The organism is Rhizorhabdus sp. P4_G5, from assembly GCF_056401065.1.
In genome coordinates, this window is sequence record NZ_JBFUKB010000001.1 from 1 (window position 1) to 17,797 (window position 17,797).

Here is a 17,797-nt window from a genome sequence, read left to right on the forward strand (position 1 = left end):
GGCCAGGGGCCACCGGCGGCGGCTCGACCGGCGCCGCGGCAGGCGGCGGGCTGGCCGGCGGCGTCGGGCGCTGCTCGCGCGGCGGGGGTGCTGGCGGGGCCGGACGATCAGGGGCTGGAATACAGGCCGATGTGAGCATCAGCGCAATCAGCGCAGACGTGGTCGAGCAACGGTTCAGCAATGCCATGCCGACCTGTTAGCAGCCTTGGACCGGCTTGCCACCCCGCCGCGCCGCTGCCGTCACAAAAAGCATGGTGGATCAGGATCGCGACCGGAAAACCGACCGCCAGCGATAGCCTTATGCCGGCCGCAGCTCCGTAATTCCGGCCATATAGGGCTGCAGCACCTTGGGTATCCGTACCGATCCGTCCGCCTGCTGATAATTTTCCAGCACCGCGACCAGCGTGCGGCCGACCGCCAGCCCCGAGCCGTTGAGCGTATGCACGAAGCGGGTTCCCTTCGCTTCACCCGAGGGCCGGTAGCGGGCGTTCATCCGCCGTGCCTGGAAGTCGCCGCAATTCGAGATGCTGCTGATCTCGCGGTAACGCGCCTGTCCCGGCAGCCAGACCTCCAGATCGAAGGTCTTGCGCGCCGTAAAGCCCATGTCGCCGGTGCACAGCAACATTCGGCGATAGGGAAGCTCCAGTGCTTCCAGGATCGCCTCGGCCGCCTTGGTCATCTCCTCATGGATCGCTTCCGACTGCTCGGGGGCCGCGATCGCCACCAGCTCGACCTTTTCGAACTGATGCTGGCGGATCAGCCCGCGCGTATCGCGTCCTGCCGCGCCTGCTTCGGAGCGGAAGCACTGGGTCAGAGCGGTGAGTTTGAGCGGCAGTTCCGCCTCGCCGAGGATCTGCTCGCGCACCATGTTGGTGAGGCTCACTTCGGCGGTGGGAATGAGCCAGCGGCCATCGGTTGTCTGGAACAGGTCTTCTGCGAATTTGGGAAGCTGCCCGGTGCCGAACATCGCCTCGTCGCGCACCAGCAGCGGGGGGATGACTTCGGTGAAGCCGCGGGCGGTCTGGCAATCGAGCATGAACGCGCCCAACGCGCGCTGCAGCCGCGCCATGCCGCCTTTGAGAACGGCGAAGCGCGCGCCCGAGATCAGCGCGGCGGCTTCGAAATCGAGTCCGAGTGGTCCGGCGAAGTCGGGATGCTCGCGCGCAGCGAAGTCGAAGCTGGGCGGGATTCCCCAACGGTGCTGCTCGACATTGCCGTCCTCGTCGCTTCCTTCCGGAATGCCGTCGGCGGGCAGGTTGGGGATGGCCGCCAGCGCAGCGTTGAGCGCCTGCTCGACCTCGCTGCCCTCGGCCTCGAGAGCGGGCATCTTCTCCTTGAGGATGGCGACCTCGGCCATCAGCGCCGACGCGGTTGCCTCATCCTTCTGGGCCTTGGCCTGGCCGATCGCCTTCGATGCTTCGTTGCGGCGACCCTGGGCCGACTGCAACGCCGTGGCGATGGCGCGGCGGCGCTCGTCGAGCGCCAGCAGCGCGCCCGAGGCTGGCGCCGCGCCACGGCGGGCGAGAGCTGCGTCGAAGCTGGTGGGGTCGTCGCGGATCAGGCGGATATCATGCATTGCCGCCCTATGGCCTCGAAGCAATATCCGCGCAACCGCCACGGGAGCGGAACCGAAAGCGACAAGGCGGGTCGATGTTGCATGGCCTCGCGACAGCGAGTCGCACTCCGGCCTGCTTGCAGCGCATTTAATCGAAACGGGAGGGAACCTATCCTCGCGTGTCGCGTCACTTTGCATATGTGTCTCTCGAATCACATAAGGAGTATGGATGTGACATTACGAACGGCTTTTCTGGCTGCGGCATTGCTTGCGGGCGCGGCTGCGCCGGTCTTGGCACAGGCAACGAGTGCAGCGCCTGCCGCCGCGGCTACCGTGACGACTGGAGCAGCGGTAACCGATGCCAATGGCGGTGCGGTTGGTACGATCGCCTCGGTGAACGGCGACATCGCGGTAATCGATACCGGCACGGTGAAGGCGAGCGTCCCGACCTCATCCTTTGCCAAGGGTGACAAAGGCTTGCTGCTCGGCATGACCAAAGTCGAACTGGAGGCAGCCGCGCAGGGCGCGGTGGCAAGCCAGCAGCAGCAGTTTTTGGCTTCCTTGAAGCCGGGCACCGTCGTGACCGATCAGAATGGCGGCGCGGTCGGCACGATCGAGGCTGTCGAAGGTGATCTGGTGACTGTCGCCACGCCGAACGCTAAGGCCAAGCTGCCCAAGAGCGCGATCGCCGCCGGCCCGAAGGGCGCAGTGATCGGCATGACCCAGGCTCAGCTTGAAGCGGCCGCGAAAGGAGCAGGCTCTCCGGCCGGGTGATCGCGACTGACAGCCCTGAAAATTCGACGCCCGCACATAGCTCCGCGCTTGTGTGCGGGCGTGGCGCTGTCTATAGGCCCGCGGGCGGCAACCGTGACGGCTAAGGAGCCGGGCTGTAGCCGAACGATAGGGCGGAGAGTCGCATGGCATCGTCGCTGAGTGACGTGTATAATGGTCGGGAACCCGTGAACGTGGCTGCAGATCTCGACGGTTACAGGCCTTCACCCGACGAACCTTTCATGAATGACCGCCAGTTGGCGTATTTCAAGACCAAGCTGCTCGGCTGGAAGGATTCGATCCTCAAGGAATCGGCTGGCACGCTTCAGCAACTCCAGGTCGATTCGCTGCGGGAGCCCGATCTTACCGACCGTGCGTCGAGTGAAACCGACTGGTCGATCGAGCTCCGCACCCGTGATCGCCAGCGCAAGCTCATCTCGAAGATCGAGGCTGCGCTACGGCGTATCGAAGAGGGCGAATATGGCTATTGCGAAGTGACCGGGGAACCCATTTCCCTCGGCCGTCTCGAAGCCCGTCCAATCGCTACCATGACGGTCGAGGCGCAAGAGCGCCACGAGCGCAACGAAAAGGTCAGCCGCGAGGAGTGAACCCCTCGCCTGTTGTTCACCCGCCAAATTCTGGCGGCGAGGGCTTCCATTGCGAGTCGATATCCGGGCTGCGGACTTCCGGGCAGGCCACTGACGTCCCCAAATCGACCTGCCGCAGCGCGTTGCGACGATTCAGGCGATGATATCCGGGATCAGCATGTCCTCGAGCAAAGCGATCTCGTCCTTCAGCCGCAGCTTGCGCTTCTTGATACGGGCGATCTGGAGCTGATCGATCGCTGGGGCGGCCAGCAGCGCCTCGATCGCGGCGTCGAGGTCGCCATGCTCCTGCTTGAGGATTTCGATTCGTCGCGCAATGACTTCACTGTCCAATCGACTCGCTCCAAACCCATACCAAGCGAAATGATTCTAGCGGTATAGCGGGGCTGCGCTCAAGCCCGTCGAAAGCCGACGCGCCGCTGCGGAACCAGGATTCGCGCGTGCCGCGGCCAGTCGTGTTCAAGTTCGGACGAGGCTTTTTTTTGGACGAGACAGCCGCTCGGAATCATGTTTTATTGGAGAGCCCAGTCGGAGATGAAAGGAGACAGTCTTGATGTTGACTACCCATTCTTCCGCAATGCTCGCCAAGCACGCCGGCATTGAAGCCCGTATCGCGGCGGAGTCGCGACGGCCAGCGCCCGATACCGTGCTCATCAGCGAGCTGAAGAAGCAGAAACTCCGAATTAAAGAGGCGCTTGCCCGCCTCTGAACAACGCCAGCTCGGGGATTGAGGGTCAGTCGATCCTCAATCCAGGCCGGCGGACCTTCCCGATATCGACGATCTTGCGCAGATGCTCGTCCGGGGCAGCGGCGGTGGGTCGGCGCGCTTTTTTCGGATCGATGGCTTCGGCGAAGGTAATGCCGATTCGCCCGCCACGTACCCAGACGATCTCTCCCGAGACGATGCCGACACCGCGCAGGCCGACCTCGACGCTCGCGCCAAGGTCGTAATTCACCTGCGCGTCCGCCATCAGCCCGGTCGACGACAGATTGCGCACTCGAATCGATTGCGTCTGGCGCGCATAGTCGCCCGCCGCCTTGATTGTCCCCATCAGCAGCAGTGAATCGCGCTGCCGCGTCCGCTTGCCGGGCAGGGCGCCGTCCTGTTCGATGGCGTCGGACATGAATTTCCCTCGGTTGTAACAGACCGCGGGATTAGACACCCGATTGATTGACGGCGAGTTAAACAGGGCCGCTAGCCCCCGATTACCTTTCCGTGCCGGCTGCAGCCTACCGCTCGATGCACATGGCGATGCCCATGCCGCCGCCGATGCATAGCGTGACGAGGCCTTTCTTCGCATCCCGCCGTGCCATTTCGTAGAGGAGCGTCGTCAGCACCCGTGCGCCCGAGGCGCCGATCGGATGGCCGATCGCAATCGCCCCGCCGTTGACGTTGACGATATCGCTGTTCCAGCCGAGTTCCTTGCCAACGGCGAGCGCCTGGGCCGCGAACGCCTCATTGGCCTCGATCAGGTCGAGGTCCGACAGCTTCCATCCCGCCTTTTCCAGCGCGAGCTTCGACGCGGGTGCAGGGCCGATGCCCATGACCGACGGATCCACGCCGCAGGTAGCCCAGCTCGCGATCCGCCCGAGCACGGGGCTACCGCGCGCCGCCGCATCTTCGGCGGTCATCAATACCAGCGCGGCGGCGCCGTCATTGAGGCCACTGGCATTGGCTGCGGTGACGGTGCCGTCCTTCTTGAAGGCGGGCTTGAGGCCCGACATGGCGTCTATGGTCGCGCCGAGCCGGATATACTCGTCGCGGTCGACGATCGTCTCGCCTTTACGGCTTTTCACTGCGACGCCGGCGATTTCGTCATTGAACCGCCCTGCTGCCTGCGCGGCTTCGGCCTTGTTCTGGCTGCCCAACGAGAACTCATCCTGTTCGGCACGGCTGATCTGATATTTCTCGGCCAGGTTCTCTGCTGTTATGCCCATATGATAGCCGTTGAACACGTCCGTCAGGCCGTCATGGACCATCGTGTCGACCAGCGAGCTGTTGCCCAGCTTCGTCCCGGCGCGAAGATTCTGCGCGTGGGCGGATCGCGACATGCTCTCCTGGCCGCCAGCGACCACCACCCGCGCATCGCCGCAGCGGATCGACTGGGCCGCGAGCGCAACGGCACGGAGGCCCGATCCACAGACCTGGTTTATGCCGAATGCGGTTGCCTCCTTGGGGATGCCGGCGTTCATCGCCGCTTGCCGTGCCGGATTCTGACCCTGACCGGCCGTCAGCACCTGACCCAGGATGGCTTCCTGGACATCGATTCCCTCGACGCCGGCTTGCGCAAGCGCTGCCTGGATTGCGACACGGCCGAGTTCGTGGGCCGGCATCGTCGCGAATGCACCGAGGAAGCTGCCGACTGCAGTGCGCTTAGCACCCGTGATGACGATATCGCTCATTAGTCGCTCCTCTCATTTGTGCATGTGCGAATGGCCGGCATGAACCAAAGGTGCCTGTCGCACTGAATAATCCGCGCGTCTCCTATCAGGATTTTTGCACCTGCGAAAGCCATGTGACCAAACGGCTCCACAGCGAATCGGGGGCCTTGCGGCCCACGATCATTCCCACATGTCCCTCCGCCAGGGCGACCCGTTCGCCGCCGGCCCAGGCGCTTTCCGCCGGCGTAATCCGATCGGTGGTGGAGGCGATGTTGAGCACCGGCACATCGAGCGCAGCGGGATTGATGATGCGGCCGCCGATCCGCCACAGGCCGCGGCCGCTGACGTTCTTCACCATCAGGTCTTCCATCAATTCGCGGCCCGCGGCGAGCGACATGGGCGGGCCGTCATTGGCCCAGTCTTCGACCGCCACATAATTCTGCCCCTCCGCGCTTGAAGGGTCCTTGTCGGCGAAATTCTCGAATTTGGCGACGGTGCGGGCCGGATCGATCCGCCAGAAAATTTGCTGCAGGATCTCAGCGGGGAACAGGCCTAAGGCGCGGGCGACAGGTTCGGCGGCCGCCCACAATTGCTGCAGGTCGTTTCGCGTCTGCGAAGGGAAACCACAGAAATCCCAAGGCGCCGCAATAAGGACGAGCGCCTTTGGTGGCCTGAGCACGGCAGCGGCGATGCTCATCGTTCCGCCGAGGCAATATCCCGCCAGGGCGGCGTCATCGCCGATCATGTCGAGCGCAGGCAGGACATAGCGTTCGACATGCCCGCCTACATCGAGATCCCGTTCGTCAGCATCGGGACAGCCCCAGTCAAGCAGCACGGGGTTCAGGCCGCAGCCCGCGAGCCCGCGCATCATCGAGTTTTCCGTGGTCAGATCAAGGATATCCGAACCATTGATCAGGGAGGGAACGAACAGCACGGGCCGTCCTTGTGCGCCAAAGCTGCGCAGCGAGACCCGGCCTATCCGGCCGATAATGGTAGGCGCGGCCGTCCGCGGCGTCCGCGGGGCGGTCTGGTACGACTTCAGCCCGGCCAAGGCCCTGCGCATTCTCGTCACGTCGCCCGCGGTTTCGTTGCGCAACATGTCGAGGAACAGCGGAAGCGGGCGCGGCCTGTGTTGCAGCGCGGCATGATTCGATGCTATGCTGCACGTGGATTTGGTTGGCAGGTGGGGTATCATGGCGAAATCATCGGACGGTTCAGGTACGGTCATCATCAAGAAATACGCCAACCGCCGCCTATATAATACGGAAACTTCGAGCTACATTACGCTCGATCATCTCGCCGCGATGACACGCGAGGGGCGCGATTTCAAGGTAATCGATGCCAAGACCGAAGAGGACATTACCCATAATGTCCTGACCCAGATCATCATGGAAGAAGAAACCCGCGGCCAGACGATGCTGCCCGTCAGTTTTCTGCGTCAACTGATCTCGCTCTATGGCGACTCCATGCAATCGATGGTGCCGCAATATCTCGAAGCATCGATGGACGCGTTCCGCCGTAACCAGACCCAGTTCCGCCAGGCGATGGAAGGCGCGTTTGCCGGCGGTCCTTTCGCCGAGATCGCCAAGCGTAACATGGAGATGTTCGAAGCGGCCGCGAGCGCGTTCAAGCCGAAGGGTGGTGCCGCTGGCGCCGCGACGGCCCCCGGCACGCCGCCGCCCACGCAGCCGCGCAATGAGGTGGAGCAGCTCAAGGCCCAGCTCGCGGCCATGCAGGAACAGATCGACAGGCTCAAATAGCGGCAGCCACCCCAGGCGGGCGGGGCTGCACCGCGACAGGGATGACATCGGCAGAGAGCAGCCGGTCGCTGCCCGCGAGGCCCGGCCGCTGCGCTAGCCCGCCCGACGGAGGCGGGCGATCAGTGTCCGCGCAGTTCCTTCAGCAGCGCCGGCGCAGGATAGACTTTGGTGAGCGCTTCCTGGACTGCGCCGGTCGAGACCACGACCGTGCGGTTGACGCTGGCATCATAGCCATAGGCGCCCCCCAGCGAATGGATGTTGCCGTCGAAGGCAGCCCCGATCACCGAGCCATCCGCCGCGATCACCGGCGAGCCGGAATTCCCTCCGATGATGTCGTTGGTGGTGACGAAGTTGATGACGCGCATCTTGTCGATCCTGCTTTCGGCCGCCGCCCATTTTGGCGGAAGGTCGAACGGCACTGACCCAGTCGCCCGTTCGTAAAGACCCCCGAAGACCGTGCGATCGGGTACCGTCTGGCCCTGGTAGGTCCAGCCCTGCACCGAACCATAGCTGATCCGCAGCGTGAAGGTCGCATCGGGATAGATGGCATCGCCATAGGCCGCGAAGCGGGCGAGCGAGAGCCGCGACTGCGCCGCCGTGACCGGCGCGTCATATTCGGCGCGGTAGCGCTGCAGCACGGCGCGAGCATCGGCATCGGTTGCGAGGACGAACCTGATCAACGGGTCGTCCGAGGCCTGTACCGCCGCCAGTCCACCATCGAGCAACGCCTTGCGCACCGCCGGATCGGCCAGCTTGGTGCCCGATACCAGCCGCTTGGCCAGCGCCTCGGGAGATTCCTTGCCGAGCAGCCGCTTGACCGCTGGAGCGTCGACCGTCAGGTGCTCGCGCGCCTTGGATAGCCATGTTCCGATCTCGAGCTCTTCGAGCCAGGGATAGAAGGGGCGCTCGTCGATCAGTTCCTTTTCCAGCAGCGGAAGGCGTGCGTCGCCATATTCCGGCAGCCGGTCCGCATTGGGCTTGGCGCGTTCCTGTGCCGCTCGGACGATGCGGCGCGCGTCGTAGAGAAGGTCCGAGATGGTGGCCCGGCGTTCGAGCCAGGTATAATCGTCGTAGAAGGTGCGATAGGCGGCGACAGCGTTGGCGACCTCGCTCCAAGGATCGCCGACCTTGGCGTTCAGTGCGGGATCGGTGCCGACCTTCGCGCGCAATGCCTGTTCGCTGGCCGCGAGCTTTCCCGAGAAGCCGCTATCCAGCAGCGCCTGCCATTGACCATAATAGGCCTTGTAGCTGTTTTCGAAGCCGAACAGCTGGTCCGATCCGGTGCGCGCCTTTTCGTCGTCGGTCGCCATCGCGCTGATCAGCCGACCACGCAGCTCGGACAGCAGCAGCTCGGTCGCGGGGAGGGCGGTGTCGCGCTGGAAAGCCATCTGCGCCTGGGTGTAGAGCCGCTGCGTGCTGCCCGGATTGCCGACGACATAGGTCAGCTCGCCGGCCTTGGGCGCCTGCGCGTTCCACGTCAGATGCGCCTTGGTCGCTACCGGCTTGCCATTCTCGTACAGGCGCAGGAACGCGGCATCGACATCGTAGCGCGGGAAGTTGAAATTATCGGGATCGCCGCCGAAGAAGGCTGCCTGGAATTCCGGCGCATAGACCAGCCGCACATCGGAATATTTGCGGTAGCGGTAAAGCTTGTACTGCCCGCCGCCGAACAGGGTTACGACCTGGCAGCGCTCGCGCGCCGCATCGGTGCAGCTCTGTTTTTCGATCGTCGAGATCGCGGCGTCGCGCGCCTTGGTGAACTCCGCGCCGCTGGACGTGCCGATCGCGTTCTGGACTTCGGGGGTAACATCGCTGATCGACGTCACAATCTCCGCCTGCTGGCCCGGGCATTTCAGCTCCTTGGGCTTGTCGGCGGCGACGAAGCCGTTCTTCATCAGGTCGTTGCCCGCCGTCGACAGCGCCTGGGCGCAATCCACGACGCAATGGTTGTTGGTAAGCACCAGCCCCTGCAGCGAGACCACCGAGGCCGAGCATCCGCCGGTCAGCCGCACCGCCGATTGCCGGACCCGATCGAGCCACGCCTGATCCGGCGCGGTGCCATAGGCCGACTTCACTTTCGCGGCGGGAAAGGCATCGAAGGTCCACATGCCTTCGTCGGCATGCGCGGCGAAGGGGGAGAGGGCGATGATGGCGGTGGCCGCAAGCAGGCTATGACGCATGGAGTTGCTCCGTGATATCGATGTGCTCCTTATCGTCACGTCCTTGTCCGATTGCCAAGCCCACCCTAATACCCAGCCATGACCGATCTCGCCGAGTTGCCCGACGACAGCATCCGCAACACTCCTTTCGATAGTGCCCTATCCGATCGCTATCTCGTTTATGCGCTGTCGACGATCACCGCGCGTTCGCTGCCGGATGTTCGCGATGGGCTGAAACCGGTCCATCGCCGGCTGCTCTGGGCGATGCGGCTGCTGCGGCTCGATCCCGCGTCAGGCTACAAGAAATGCGCCCGCGTCGTTGGCGACGTGATCGGCAAATATCATCCGCACGGCGACCAGTCGGTCTACGACGCGATGGTCCGCCTCGCCCAGACTTTCTCGCTGCGCTATCCGCTGGTCGACGGGCAGGGCAATTTTGGCAATGTCGACGGGGATAATGCCGCGGCGATGCGCTACACCGAGGCGCGGCTGACAGCGGCGGCCGGCGAGCTGATGGCCGGCCTCGATGAAGGCACCGTCGATTTTCGCCCGACCTATAATGGCGAGGAGGAAGAGCCGGAGATCTTCCCGGGCCTGTTTCCCAACCTGCTCGCCAATGGCGCCAGCGGGATCGCGGTCGGCATGGCCACGTCAATCCCGCCGCACAACGTCGCCGAGCTCGTCGATGCCGCGGTGCATCTGATCGACAAGCCCGAGGCCGAGACGGCCGAGTTGATGCAGTTCGTGCAGGGCCCGGACTTCCCGACCGGTGGCGTGCTGGTCGACAGCGCTGCGTCGATCGCCGACGCCTATGCTAGCGGGCGCGGCGCATTCCGCGTTCGCGCGCTGATCGAGAAGGTCGACGAGAAGGGCGGTGGATGGCACCTCGTCGTCCAGCAGATCCCTTTCCAGGTTCAGAAGTCGAAGTTGATCGAGCAGATTGCTGAACTCATCAACGACAAGAAACTGCCGATCCTGGCAGACGTTCGTGACGAGAGCGACGAGAATATCCGCATCATCCTCGAGCCGCGCAGTCGCACTGTCGATGCCGGTATGTTGATGGAAAGCCTGTTCCGGCTCACCGACTTGGAGGTGCGCGTCCCGCTGAACCTCAACGTGCTGGATGAGAATCGCACGCCGGGCGTGATGAGTCTCAAGGCGGCGCTTGCTGCGTGGCTCAAGCACCAGTTCGACGTGCTGGTTCGCCGGTCCAGGCATCGGCTTGCGAAGATCGCCGATCGGATAGAGCTGCTAGACGGCTATCTCGTCGCCTATCTCAACCTCGATCGCGTGATCCAGATCATCCGCGAGGAGGACGAGCCCAAGCCGGTGATGATCGCCGAATTCGGGCTAAGCGATCGCCAGGCCGAGGCGATCCTGAACATGCGGCTGCGCAGCCTGCGACGGCTCGAGGAATATGAGATCAAGAAGGAGCGCGACACGCTCGATGCCGAGGGCAAGGGGCTGGAGGCGCTTATCGAGAGCCCCGCGCGCCAGCGGACCCGGATGAAGCGCGACCTGATCGCGTTGCGCGACCGCTATGGGCCCGACACCCCGCTGGGCGTGCGTAGGACGACTCTGTCGGAAGCGGGGCCGGCGCGCGAAATCCCGCTCGAGGCGATGGTCGAGCGTGAACCGGTGACGGTGATCCTGTCGCAGCGCGGCTGGATTCGGGCGATGAAGGGCCATGTCGATGATGCCGCGCTTGCAGCGGTGAAGTTCAAGGAGGGTGACGGTCCGGCCTATGCGGTCCGGGCGCAGACTACCGATCGTATCCTGCTCGCTACCGACCAGGGCCGCTTTTACACGCTGCCTGCCGACAGGTTGCCGGGTGGCCGCGGTTTCGGAGAACCGGTGCGCCTGTTCGCCGACGTGGAGGCCGATGGGCGGATCGCGGCACTGCTGGTGGCAAAGCCCGGGGTCGAGTTGCTGCTCGCCTCGGCCGAGGGCAAGGGCTTCGTCGTGGACATGGCCGACGTCACCGCCGAAACCCGCAAGGGCAAACAGGTCGTCAACCTGCGTGAGGGCGGGCGCCTCAAGGTGATCCACCAGATCGGCCAAGCTGACGATTATGTCGCCGCGATCGGCGACAATCGCAAGATGGTCGTATTTCCCTTGGCCGAACTGCCACGCATGTCGCGTGGCCAGGGCGTGACCATCCAGCGCTACAAGGATGGCGGGCTTTCCGATGCGATCAGCTTCAAACTGGACGCCGGACTGAGCTGGACAATGGGTGGTGACAGCGGGCGGACGCGGAGCGAAAGCGATCTCACCCCGTGGCGCGCGGCGCGTGGTGCTGCTGGGCGAATGCCGCCCATAGGATTTCCCCGAGACAATCGTTTCGGCTGAGACTGCTTCTAAGCCTTTCGAAAGAGTGCGTTAACCCTGCGCTGCTAATGCGGTCAGACCATGCGGGCGGCCAAAACCGAGATCATCAAGACTCCCGAGCGGATCGAAGACCGCTCGCCATTGTCTTCGCACATGCTGCCCGTGGCGCTGCAGGAACTGCTCGCTACGCCGCGGACAGCCGCGCAGCAGGAGTTCATCGATACGCTCCCGATCGCCATCGCACTGATCGGTCTGGTCGACAAAAAACCTTTGATCCTTGCAAGAAACGTCGCATTTCTGCAGCTTTCGCAACGCCGTGGGGGATTGCCGGAAGCTGATGCGGCGCTCGATCTCTGCGCCGGCATCGCCTTGCCGCTCATGGCCGAACTTGCCGCCTTCCTCCATTCGGACGAGCGCGACCGGTCGCTCGACATGCAGGAAGGCGACGGAATCAGCGGCCGTCATTTCGCGGTTCGGCTGTCGCGGCTGTCGGTCGGCGAATCACCTGTTCCCCGCTGCATCATATCGCTGATCGATCGCACCCAGCAGGTCGAAGGGGAGCGGTCGCTGCGTTCGCAGATGATGCGCGACAGCCTGACGGGGCTTCCCAATAGGGCAGCATTTGCCGAGCATGTCGAGCATTCGATGGCGAACTTCGAGGCCGAAGGTCGTCAGTTCGCGGTGCTGCTGATCGACCTCACTCGCTTCAGCCGGGTCAATGAGGGTGTCGGTTCGCTCGCAGGAGATGAACTGATCATCACCGTCGCGCGCAGGCTGATCTCCGCACTTCGCGCAGGCGACCTGCTGGCGCGTCTGGCCGGTGATGAGTTTGCGGTATTGCTCAGCGTGGCTGACGATTCGTCTGAGGCGATGCGCGCGGCCCGCCGCATGATGGCGTGTCTCTCGACTCCGATCCGCCTCGGCGATCTCGAGATCAAGATCGACTGCGCGGTCGGCGTTGCGATGATGTCCACGACGATCGAAACGGTCGAGGACCTGATCCGCAACGCCCAGTTCGCGATGAAGCGAGCCAAGCATTCTGGCCGTGCCGAGATCTATCAGGCTTGCGACAGCACGGCGGCACGCCAGCGCTTCAGCCTGGAAACCGAATTGCGCCGCGCGATCGAGCGTGATCAGCTCCAGCTGGCGTATCAGCCGCTGATCGACCTTCACAGCAGCCAGGTCATAGGGTTCGAGGCTCTAGCGCGGTGGGACCACCCCGAAAAGGGTTGGATCTCGCCGTCCGAGTTCATTCCGGTGGCCGAAGAGTCGGGGCTGATCGTTCCGCTTGGCCGCTGGGCGCTACGCGCGGCGACCCGTGCGCTCGCCGAATGGGACCGGAAGGCGGGCGCCCCGCTGGCTGTCCACATGGCGGTGAACGTCTCCGCGGTGCAGTTCCACCGCGACGATGTCGTTGCAGCAATCAATGCTGCGCTGATGGAGAGCGGAGTCGCTGGCAACCGGCTGAAAATCGAGCTGACCGAAAGCTGCATCGTCGGTGATCCGGATCGCATCGCCAATATTCTTCGCGCGATCCATGACCTCGACGTGTTGATCGCGATGGACGATTTCGGCACGGGCTATTCGAGCCTCGCCTATCTTCAGAAGCTGCCGATCGACGTGCTCAAGATCGATCGCAGCTTCATCGCGCCGATGCTGCACGATCGCGACTCTGTGGCTATCGTGCGCGCCGTACTGGGCCTCGCGTCCGCGCTCGGCATGACCACCACGGCGGAAGGTGTCGAAACCCAGGAACTGGTCGAGACGCTGATCGGGCTGGGCTGCGACGTGGCACAAGGCTATTATTTTGCGCGGCCGCTCAAGGCCGACGATGCCTATGCCTATCTCTCCGCCCGCAGGGCCTGACGGACTTCCTCGGCGGCGATAGCCGCGACGCGCGCATTGTCGGGAAATTGCTCTGCCATCCAGCGCCGTTCGATCGCTTGCAGCGTCGCCGCGACACCTGGACCGGCGCGCAACCCCATCGCGATGAGATCGCCGCCGCCGATCGGAAGGCGGGGTCGCACCCAGCCGCGCAGCTGATCCAGGCCGAGCTCGTCCAGATCACGATCGCTGCGCAGCAGGATGTCGCTCGCGACTTCGGGGCCGAACCGGTAGGCGAGGTTGCCTGGCGTGGTACCGTCGTCCGACACAGCCTGCTCGAGGCGCCGCGCGGCAGTCTTCGAGAGCTTGAGCCGGCGGGCGATCGACGAGGCGATCACGGCATCCTGCGGCAGTAGCGCCCCCAATCGCCGCAACGGATCGCCGGCCACGCCCGCCGCCAGCTCGCGCGCGGTCAATCGGGTCAGCCGGTCCACGCCTTGCCGATCGACCTCCGGGACGATCGGCCTGAGAATTCCATTGTCGACCATCAGCCGGACCGTAGGGGCGGGATTTTCGCCGCCGAGCAACTTGAGCAACTCGTCGGCAATGCGTTCACGGGAAAGCGCCATCAGGTCGTTGGCGCGGGCGATGCAAGCGGCCAATGCTGCGGGATCGGGGTCGCCGGCACCGAAGCGCTCATGGAAGCGAAACAGCCGCAGGATACGGAGATGATCCTCGGCGATCCTTTGCAGGGGATCGCCGATGAAGCGGACTAGTCGCTTGGCGAGATCGTCGAGGCCACCGAAATAATCGTAGACCGTACCGGTCTGCGGGTCCGCCGAGAGCGCGTTGATCGTGAAGTCGCGTCGCGCGGCGTCTTCGCGCCATTCGTCGGTGAAGGCCACGGTCGCGCGACGTCCGTCGGTGGCGACGTCGCGGCGCAGCGTCGTCACCTCGACGGGTCCGGAGGGCAGGAGGGCGGTGACCGTGCCATGGGCTATGCCGGTCGGGATCGGCTTGAACCCCGCGGCGGCAATTCGACGCATGCTTTCCTCCGGGAGGAGCCGGGTCGCGCAATCGATGTCCTTGACTGGCAGGCCCAGCAACGTGTCCCGCACGGCGCCGCCGACAAAGCGGACTAGCGCTTCGTCGCCACCCATCGCTGCTATGAGGGCGTCCAGCCCCGCATTGCGCCGCCATGCCGCATCCGGCAGCGATGTCATGACGGCGAGCCGATCGCAGCGCGCAGCCGTGGCGCGAAGTCCACGATCAGGCCGGCCGTGACACCCCAGATTCGTTCGTGCGGCCAATCGATCTCGTAATAATGGTGTTCGATACCGTTGAAGACGGTCGATTTTCGCAGATGACTTGCCTCCGCGAGCAGAATGTCCAGCGGCACTTCGAACAGCCCGGCCACCTCTGCTTCATGTGGCCGCAGCTCCAGGCCTTCCGGGATTACGGCTATCACCGGCGTTATGAGGTAGCCTGTCCTTGTCACATGCGATCGGGTGGTGCCGACGATCTCAACCTGCTCGGGGGGGAGGCCCACCTCTTCCCAAGCTTCGCGCAGCGCCGCCGCTATCGGGCCTTCGTCGTTCGGATCGATTCGTCCGCCCGGAAAAGCGACCTGCCCCGCATGCGCACGCAGCCCGGCATCGCGCACGGTCATCAGCACGCGCGGCTGCGGGGCATCGATGATCGGTACCAGCACGGCAGCGTGCGACAGAGATGAGAGATCCTGTACCTGCTCCCCGATCCAGCCCGGAGCATGGCCGTCGCGCTCCGGGTGGGCGGCCAGGCTGTAGCGCAGCCGATCGGCGAGACTGCTCACTGCGCCTCCAGAACGAAAAACTCGCCTGCGCTCCAGATGCCCACCGGCTCGCTGCTCTCGTCCAACGCAATGTTGGCCAGCTCATAATAGACGGGACGGGCGATCAGGGCATCGAGGCCTTTTCGTACCCGGACATAGGGATGCGGCCCATCCGAGCGTTCGACCACTCGAAGCGGGTGCTCGGCGTCGGCGATGACAAGATCCCCGGTGTTCAGCCGGAACGCCAGCCGGCGATCGGGACCGGCTCCCTCGGCCTTCATCTCCACGGCGACGAAGGGTGCGTCATCGACGAGGATCGACAGCTTCTCGGCGGGCGTGACCAGCACGTAGCTATCATCCGGTTCACGCCGCAATATCGTCGAGAACAGGCGCACCATCGCGGGCCGGCCGATCGGCGAGCCTTCGTGGAACCAGGTGCCATCGCTTGCGATTCGCATGTGGCTGTCGCCGCAATGAGCGGGGTGCCAGCGGTCCACCGGCGGCAGACGGTTTTCCGCGCCAAGTGCGGCGATGTCGCTCAGCGACAGGCCGGCCAGATCGGGTGGTGGATGGCTCTCGGGCATGTTGGGCGATGTGCCGTCAATCGCAGCCCTGCACAAGGGGGCGATCGCAACCGGCGATGGCGTTCCGGAGGCGGCCTATTGCGCGGTTCTCGCGGTTTTCTGCAAACCGGGCACTGGCCCATACCGAGGGCCGAGGGCCGCGTGGCTGGGCACGGTCTGGCCCGGGCGCAGCCGTGCCAGCAGCCGATCGCGATCGACTGGACCCGGCAGCGTCCAACCCCGCGTGTGACGCGCGGAGAAGCCGAAGAACCGGTCATAATAGATCGCGTCGCCGATCAGCATCATCGGCTCGCGATCGTCGGCGTCTGCACGGGCAAGAGCCGCTTCGACCAGCTTGCGCCCGATCCCGTCGCGCTGGCGGTCGGGATGAACCGCGACGGGCCCTACCAGGGTCAGTGGCGTTACGTCGCCATTGCTCTCGGTCAGTTGCACAGGCCAGCACTGGATCAATCCCGTCAGCACGCCATCCTCGATCGCCGCGAAGCTGAGTTCCGGGATCGGCTCGGCGGCGTCGCGCAGGCGGTAGGCAGTGCGCTGCCGGCGCCCGGGGCCGAAGGCGAGGTCGAGCAGGGCGTCGATATCGGAGGTGCTAACCGACGCAATGGGTACGAGCTTGATCAATGTAGCCGGGATCCTGGGTCTGACAGGGGCGGCGTTTAAGGTCCAAAGCCGGCCGCCGCAATAACGGTGATCGCGGCCCGGCAGAAGCAGGCCGCCGTTCCGGTGAGATCGTGTTTTCCCCATCTTCTGTGGATAGCTTGTGGATAAGCCCGGGAGAGCGGGCGCTTCGAAGCCGGATCATATCATGGTCGTTCGGCTTGCCCGATTTTCGGGCAGCGCCTATCGAATGCCACCATGACACCCGAGTTCGGCCCCCGCAGGACCGCGATCGTCACCGGTGCTGCAAGGCGGATCGGTGCGGAAATCGCCAAGGCGCTCTTCGCGGACCGCTGGGACATCTTGATCCATTACCGCGACTCGGAGGCAGAGGCGCAGGCGCTCGCCGCCAGTTTGCCCGGAGCGCGGACCGTTCAGGCTGACCTTGCCGCGGCCGACGGGGCCGAGCGCGTCATAGCAGCGCTGGAAGGCATGCCGCCGCCCGCCCTGCTGGTGAACAGCGCGTCGGCCTTCGTCTATGATGCGCTGGACGATTTCTCGATCGAGAACTGGGACATGCATATGGCCGCCAACGTGCGCGGACCGGCTCTGCTGTCGCGGGCATTCGCCGCAGTCGTGCCGGCAGGTGCGGGCGGACTGATCGTCAACATGCTGGATGCGAAGCTATCCCAGCCGAACCCCGACTTCTTCTCCTACACCGTTTCGAAGATGGCATTCGCCGGCTTCAGCGAATTGCTGGCCCGCAGCCTGGCCGGTCGAGGCATACGGGTGAATGCCATCGCACCGGCAGTCACGCTCGTCTCCGGTCCGCAAAGCCGGGAAAATTTCGAAATGGTTCATAGCATGAATGCGCTTGGGCGAGGCGTGGAGGTCGGCGAGATCGTCGCCGCTCTGCGATTCCTGATCGCGGTGCCGACGATCACTGGACAAACGATCACGCTCGACGGGGGGCAGCGCTTCCTGGGCCTGCCACGCGACGTCCAGTTCATGGAGCTCTGATGGATATTGCCTCGCTCGACGGCCTCGTGCCCGAACACCTGTTGCCGCGTACACGGCGGATCATATTGCGCGATTTGGCGGTGCCGGTGGATATCGGCTTTCACGATTTCGAAGTCGGCAACCCGCAGCGCGTGTTCGTTACCGTGGAGCTATGGCTGGACGACGACAGTTTTGCTGCGGTCGACGATGTCGCCGCTGCCTGGGATTACGACTTCCTCCGATCGGAGATTCTGCGGCTCGTGGAGGGCCGACGTTACAACCTGCAGGAAACGCTCGTTCGCGAAATTTATGCGCTGGTCGCGGCGCGCGCAGGAGTTCGGGGCCTGCGGATCGCGACAAGCAAGCCGGATGTATACCCCGACTGCAGGGCGGTGGGAGTGGAGCTGAGCTCCTTCTGATTCT

General features: G+C 64.4%; 18 protein-coding genes. 8 read left to right on the top strand and 10 right to left on the bottom strand.

The window, feature by feature from the left end; genetic code table 11:
* Window positions 1–298: 298 nt before the first annotated feature.
* A complete protein-coding gene (serS, locus tag AC1DQK_RS00005; protein WP_477866099.1) occupies window positions 299–1,576 on the bottom strand; it encodes a serine--tRNA ligase in 1,278 nt (425 codons plus the stop codon).
* 372 nt (window positions 1,577–1,948) lie between these two features.
* Here serS and AC1DQK_RS00010 point away from each other — a divergent pair, with 372 nt between their 5' ends.
* Both AC1DQK_RS00010 and dksA read left to right on the top strand, forming a co-directional pair.
* On the top strand, window positions 1,949–2,329 hold the full coding sequence (locus tag AC1DQK_RS00010; protein WP_477866101.1) for a preprotein translocase subunit YajC: 381 nt from the start codon (window positions 1,949–1,951) through the stop codon (window positions 2,327–2,329).
* A gap of 143 nt (window positions 2,330–2,472) precedes the next feature.
* Window positions 2,473–2,934 (top strand): RNA polymerase-binding protein DksA, encoded by a 462-nt coding sequence (dksA, locus tag AC1DQK_RS00015; protein ID WP_477866103.1) that lies wholly within the window; start codon window positions 2,473–2,475, stop codon window positions 2,932–2,934.
* A 132-nt stretch (window positions 2,935–3,066) separates the two neighbouring features.
* On the opposite strand, the gene AC1DQK_RS00020 is transcribed toward dksA, so the two are convergent.
* Window positions 3,067–3,264: a YdcH family protein gene (locus AC1DQK_RS00020; RefSeq protein ID WP_477866105.1), complete on the bottom strand. Its 198-nt coding sequence runs from the start codon at window positions 3,262–3,264 to the stop codon at window positions 3,067–3,069.
* Window positions 3,265–3,484: 220 nt separating this feature from the next.
* Here AC1DQK_RS00020 and AC1DQK_RS00025 point away from each other — a divergent pair, with 220 nt between their 5' ends.
* Complete coding sequence (locus AC1DQK_RS00025) at window positions 3,485–3,640, top strand: YdcH family protein (protein ID WP_477866943.1); 156 nt, start codon at window positions 3,485–3,487, stop codon at window positions 3,638–3,640.
* 25 nt (window positions 3,641–3,665) lie between these two features.
* Here AC1DQK_RS00025 and AC1DQK_RS00030 read toward each other — a convergent pair whose 3' ends face one another.
* From AC1DQK_RS00030 to AC1DQK_RS00040, 3 genes are all read right to left on the bottom strand, one after another.
* Complete coding sequence (locus AC1DQK_RS00030; protein WP_477866107.1) at window positions 3,666–4,055, bottom strand: PilZ domain-containing protein; 390 nt, start codon at window positions 4,053–4,055, stop codon at window positions 3,666–3,668.
* Window positions 4,056–4,161: 106 nt separating this feature from the next.
* Window positions 4,162–5,334, bottom strand: a complete 1,173-nt coding sequence (locus AC1DQK_RS00035) for an acetyl-CoA C-acetyltransferase (protein ID WP_477866109.1) — start codon at window positions 5,332–5,334, stop codon at window positions 4,162–4,164.
* Window positions 5,335–5,419: 85 nt separating this feature from the next.
* Window positions 5,420–6,412 carry an alpha/beta fold hydrolase gene (locus AC1DQK_RS00040; RefSeq protein ID WP_477866111.1) on the bottom strand — a complete coding sequence of 331 codons (993 nt, stop codon included), beginning with the start codon at window positions 6,410–6,412 and terminating at the stop codon, window positions 5,420–5,422.
* A 94-nt stretch (window positions 6,413–6,506) separates the two neighbouring features.
* On the opposite strand from AC1DQK_RS00040, the gene phaR reads away from it, so the two are divergent.
* On the top strand, window positions 6,507–7,073 hold the full coding sequence (gene phaR, locus AC1DQK_RS00045; RefSeq protein ID WP_477866945.1) for a polyhydroxyalkanoate synthesis repressor PhaR: 567 nt from the start codon (window positions 6,507–6,509) through the stop codon (window positions 7,071–7,073).
* 119 nt (window positions 7,074–7,192) lie between these two features.
* Here phaR and AC1DQK_RS00050 read toward each other — a convergent pair whose 3' ends face one another.
* Entirely contained in the window at window positions 7,193–9,253 is a 2,061-nt protein-coding gene (locus tag AC1DQK_RS00050; protein WP_477866113.1) for a S46 family peptidase, read from the bottom strand.
* Window positions 9,254–9,331: 78 nt separating this feature from the next.
* Between AC1DQK_RS00050 and parC the strand changes: the two genes are divergently transcribed.
* Entirely contained in the window at window positions 9,332–11,581 is a 2,250-nt protein-coding gene (parC, locus tag AC1DQK_RS00055) for a DNA topoisomerase IV subunit A (RefSeq protein WP_477866115.1), read from the top strand.
* A gap of 60 nt (window positions 11,582–11,641) precedes the next feature.
* Window positions 11,642–13,426 (top strand): putative bifunctional diguanylate cyclase/phosphodiesterase, encoded by a 1,785-nt coding sequence (locus tag AC1DQK_RS00060; RefSeq protein WP_477866117.1) that lies wholly within the window; start codon window positions 11,642–11,644, stop codon window positions 13,424–13,426.
* Here the strand turns inward: AC1DQK_RS00060 and AC1DQK_RS00065 are convergent.
* The 4 genes from AC1DQK_RS00065 to AC1DQK_RS00080 form a co-directional block, all read right to left on the bottom strand.
* Window positions 13,402–14,607 carry a CCA tRNA nucleotidyltransferase gene (locus AC1DQK_RS00065; protein WP_477866119.1) on the bottom strand — a complete coding sequence of 402 codons (1,206 nt, stop codon included), beginning with the start codon at window positions 14,605–14,607 and terminating at the stop codon, window positions 13,402–13,404. The genes AC1DQK_RS00060 and AC1DQK_RS00065 overlap by 25 nt on opposite strands.
* Window positions 14,604–15,215, bottom strand: coding sequence for a CoA pyrophosphatase (locus AC1DQK_RS00070; protein ID WP_477866121.1), 612 nt, complete (start codon window positions 15,213–15,215; stop codon window positions 14,604–14,606). The genes AC1DQK_RS00065 and AC1DQK_RS00070 overlap by 4 nt, the downstream gene beginning before the upstream one ends.
* Complete coding sequence (locus AC1DQK_RS00075) at window positions 15,212–15,778, bottom strand: DUF1285 domain-containing protein (RefSeq protein ID WP_477866123.1); 567 nt, start codon at window positions 15,776–15,778, stop codon at window positions 15,212–15,214. Before AC1DQK_RS00075 ends, AC1DQK_RS00070 begins: the two co-directional genes overlap by 4 nt.
* A 75-nt stretch (window positions 15,779–15,853) precedes the next feature.
* On the bottom strand, window positions 15,854–16,399 hold the full coding sequence (locus AC1DQK_RS00080; RefSeq protein WP_477866125.1) for a GNAT family N-acetyltransferase: 546 nt from the start codon (window positions 16,397–16,399) through the stop codon (window positions 15,854–15,856).
* A 234-nt stretch (window positions 16,400–16,633) separates the two neighbouring features.
* On the opposite strand from AC1DQK_RS00080, the gene AC1DQK_RS00085 reads away from it, so the two are divergent.
* Entirely contained in the window at window positions 16,634–17,395 is a 762-nt protein-coding gene (locus AC1DQK_RS00085) for an SDR family oxidoreductase (protein ID WP_477866127.1), read from the top strand.
* Window positions 17,395–17,793: a dihydroneopterin aldolase gene (locus AC1DQK_RS00090; RefSeq protein ID WP_477866129.1), complete on the top strand. Its 399-nt coding sequence runs from the start codon at window positions 17,395–17,397 to the stop codon at window positions 17,791–17,793. The genes AC1DQK_RS00085 and AC1DQK_RS00090 overlap by 1 nt, the downstream gene beginning before the upstream one ends.
* The last annotated feature ends 4 nt before the right edge of the window (window positions 17,794–17,797 follow it).

What these genes read in the sequence shown, in the direction of transcription:
- serS (WP_477866099.1), bottom strand. Translation starts at nt 1,576, where the DNA reads ATGCATGATATCCGCCTGATCCGCGACGACCCCACCAGCTTCGACGCA.
- AC1DQK_RS00030 (WP_477866107.1), bottom strand. Translation starts at nt 4,055, where the DNA reads ATGTCCGACGCCATCGAACAGGACGGCGCCCTGCCCGGCAAGCGGACG.
- AC1DQK_RS00065 (WP_477866119.1), bottom strand. Translation starts at nt 14,607, where the DNA reads ATGACATCGCTGCCGGATGCGGCATGGCGGCGCAATGCGGGGCTGGAC.
- AC1DQK_RS00090 (WP_477866129.1), top strand. Translation starts at nt 17,395, where the DNA reads ATGGATATTGCCTCGCTCGACGGCCTCGTGCCCGAACACCTGTTGCCG.
- parC (WP_477866115.1), top strand. Translation starts at nt 9,332, where the DNA reads ATGACCGATCTCGCCGAGTTGCCCGACGACAGCATCCGCAACACTCCT.
- AC1DQK_RS00060 (WP_477866117.1), top strand. Translation starts at nt 11,642, where the DNA reads ATGCGGGCGGCCAAAACCGAGATCATCAAGACTCCCGAGCGGATCGAA.
- AC1DQK_RS00085 (WP_477866127.1), top strand. Translation starts at nt 16,634, where the DNA reads ATGACACCCGAGTTCGGCCCCCGCAGGACCGCGATCGTCACCGGTGCT.
- AC1DQK_RS00050 (WP_477866113.1), bottom strand. Translation starts at nt 9,253, where the DNA reads ATGCGTCATAGCCTGCTTGCGGCCACCGCCATCATCGCCCTCTCCCCC.
- AC1DQK_RS00025 (WP_477866943.1), top strand. Translation starts at nt 3,485, where the DNA reads ATGTTGACTACCCATTCTTCCGCAATGCTCGCCAAGCACGCCGGCATT.
- AC1DQK_RS00040 (WP_477866111.1), bottom strand. Translation starts at nt 6,412, where the DNA reads ATGTTGCGCAACGAAACCGCGGGCGACGTGACGAGAATGCGCAGGGCC.
- AC1DQK_RS00075 (WP_477866123.1), bottom strand. Translation starts at nt 15,778, where the DNA reads ATGCCCGAGAGCCATCCACCACCCGATCTGGCCGGCCTGTCGCTGAGC.
- phaR (WP_477866945.1), top strand. Translation starts at nt 6,507, where the DNA reads ATGGCGAAATCATCGGACGGTTCAGGTACGGTCATCATCAAGAAATAC.
- AC1DQK_RS00035 (WP_477866109.1), bottom strand. Translation starts at nt 5,334, where the DNA reads ATGAGCGATATCGTCATCACGGGTGCTAAGCGCACTGCAGTCGGCAGC.
- dksA (WP_477866103.1), top strand. Translation starts at nt 2,473, where the DNA reads ATGGCATCGTCGCTGAGTGACGTGTATAATGGTCGGGAACCCGTGAAC.